Here is a 1,739-nt window from a genome sequence, read left to right as displayed (position 1 = left end):
CCGCACCGCTTCTCTCTCTCAGATATGGTCCTGATCAAGGACAACCATCTTGCGCTGGTGCCGCTCCCGGAGGCGATAGGGCGGGCGAAGATGCAGAGCCTCTACCGGACGGTCGAGGTGGAGGTCGAGACGACGGATGATGCAATCACGGCCGCCGGCGCCGGGGCTGATATCATCCTGCTCGATAACATGACGCCGGACGCGGTCCGGGAGACGGTCGGAGCGCTTGCCGGGCGGGGCCTCCGGGAGCGGGTGATCCTTGAGGTCTCAGGGGGGGTTGCCGGCGGCGACCTTGCCGGGTACGCCGCGACCGGGATCGACGTCATCAGCATGGGCGCGCTCACCCATACGGTCAGGAACTTCGACGTGAGCCTGGATATCCTGAAGGGTGCGGGCACGGTCCGGGTTCCGTAGCCGGTCGGCGGGAGGGGGTTGCCCTCTCGTAACTATTCAGCCTCGACCGAGAGATCACTGCAATATGACGTGAAATAAAAAATCGCCTGGTGATACCCCGCATCAGCCGGTACTGCGATTCACCGGCAGGCGCATTCGGTGGAAAATCGTTCATCCCGACCGCCGTTCACTGACTAGTGGATCATTGCATCTAAATCTTCACACAATGTCACCTCACGCGAAGAGCGCGAAGCCGCGAAGTCCGTGTATCTCCTCCCAATTGGAACCCTTCGCGTCCTTCGTGGCTTCGCGTGAGGCTCTATCCCCCGTGCTGAAATCTCACGCAGAAGTACGCGAAGGCCGCGAAGAGAGACGGGAGATCTCTACATTGAAGATGACAACAAGCACTAGCACGCCCATATCCGACGTTGAATGATTGACTCGGCACTAGCCTGAATAGTTACGCCCTCTCTCAAAATCCAGACCCTATTTTCCGCATGCGGTGTTGAGGAGTTCCAGAACAGGCCGCTGTAGGGCTCGGGGTGAGGGGATTGTCAGGCCTTGACCCACTTGCATATGGCCCACTAACCGATCTCCACGGAAAACCCCGGTTCTTCCCCGGGCCTGCCCCATACAGTGGACCGGGCATCACGATACAGGGGATGTATTCTCTTCCATCGTGAGTTCGTCTAAGAACGGCATCAGTCCTTTGATGTAGGCTACGGGTTTTCTCTCTCCTATCCCGATCTCCCCGTAGGCGACGACCTCGATGACCAGCGGGAGTTCGTCCAGGCGCCGGGTGAAGAGGGGGTCCGACTCGGTGGCGAACCTGAGGAACGCATCGAGCCTGACGAACGGGCGCTCCAGGTCGGGGACATCGCCGTACTCCTGCAGATCTTCCTTGAGCGTGGAAGATTTGGCCAGGTCTTCCTCAAAGTAGAGGTAGATGTGGAAGTTGTGCCGCTTTCCCATCCTGTCAAGTTCCCTGATATCGATCTTCGCTCCGGGGACGATGCCGAGGCGTTCCAGGTCCGGCGGGAACGCTGTCCCCTCCGGTGTACCGGTCGGGCTCACCATAGTATGATTGTGGCCGGGAAAGTAGAAAAATGCACCTCCCGGGGGCAATCTCTCCTGCCGGGGAACCCGGGGCAGGGGCAAAACCTTATACCCCGGCGGCCCAAGATGGGCGTGAGGTGGCCTATGGCAGGGAAGGATTCGCCGGTACCGGGACGAGGGGCCGCAGATCTCGGTTGGGAGAAGAAGCTCCACAGGCACCTGGCGATGCTGGAGTCCGGGAATCTCAACGAGCGGTGGCGGGCCGCTGAGGCGCTCGGGGAGATGGGCGA

2 protein-coding genes are annotated in these 1,739 nt (G+C 60.5%); one reads left to right on the top strand and one right to left on the bottom strand.

The window, feature by feature from the left end:
- The coding region (locus tag BP858_RS02610; protein WP_394339371.1) for a nicotinate-nucleotide diphosphorylase at positions 1-414 on the top strand (414 nt) is incomplete at its 5' end.
- Between the two features lie 627 nt (positions 415-1,041).
- Here BP858_RS02610 and BP858_RS02605 read toward each other — a convergent pair.
- Positions 1,042-1,470, bottom strand: coding sequence for a hypothetical protein (locus tag BP858_RS02605; protein ID WP_074175241.1), 429 nt, complete (start codon positions 1,468-1,470; stop codon positions 1,042-1,044).
- Positions 1,471-1,739 lie beyond the last annotated feature (269 nt).

The organism is Methanoculleus sp. UBA413, from assembly GCF_002502935.1.
Classification (GTDB): domain Archaea; phylum Halobacteriota; class Methanomicrobia; order Methanomicrobiales; family Methanoculleaceae; genus Methanoculleus; species Methanoculleus bourgensis.
Note: the sequence above shows the minus strand (reverse complement) of the source record. Positions and strands in the feature narration are given on the sequence as shown.

Excerpts from the sequence above, each read along its gene's own strand:
- BP858_RS02605 (WP_074175241.1), bottom strand. The coding sequence starts at position 1,470 with ATGGTGAGCCCGACCGGTACACCGGAGGGGACAGCGTTCCCGCCGGAC.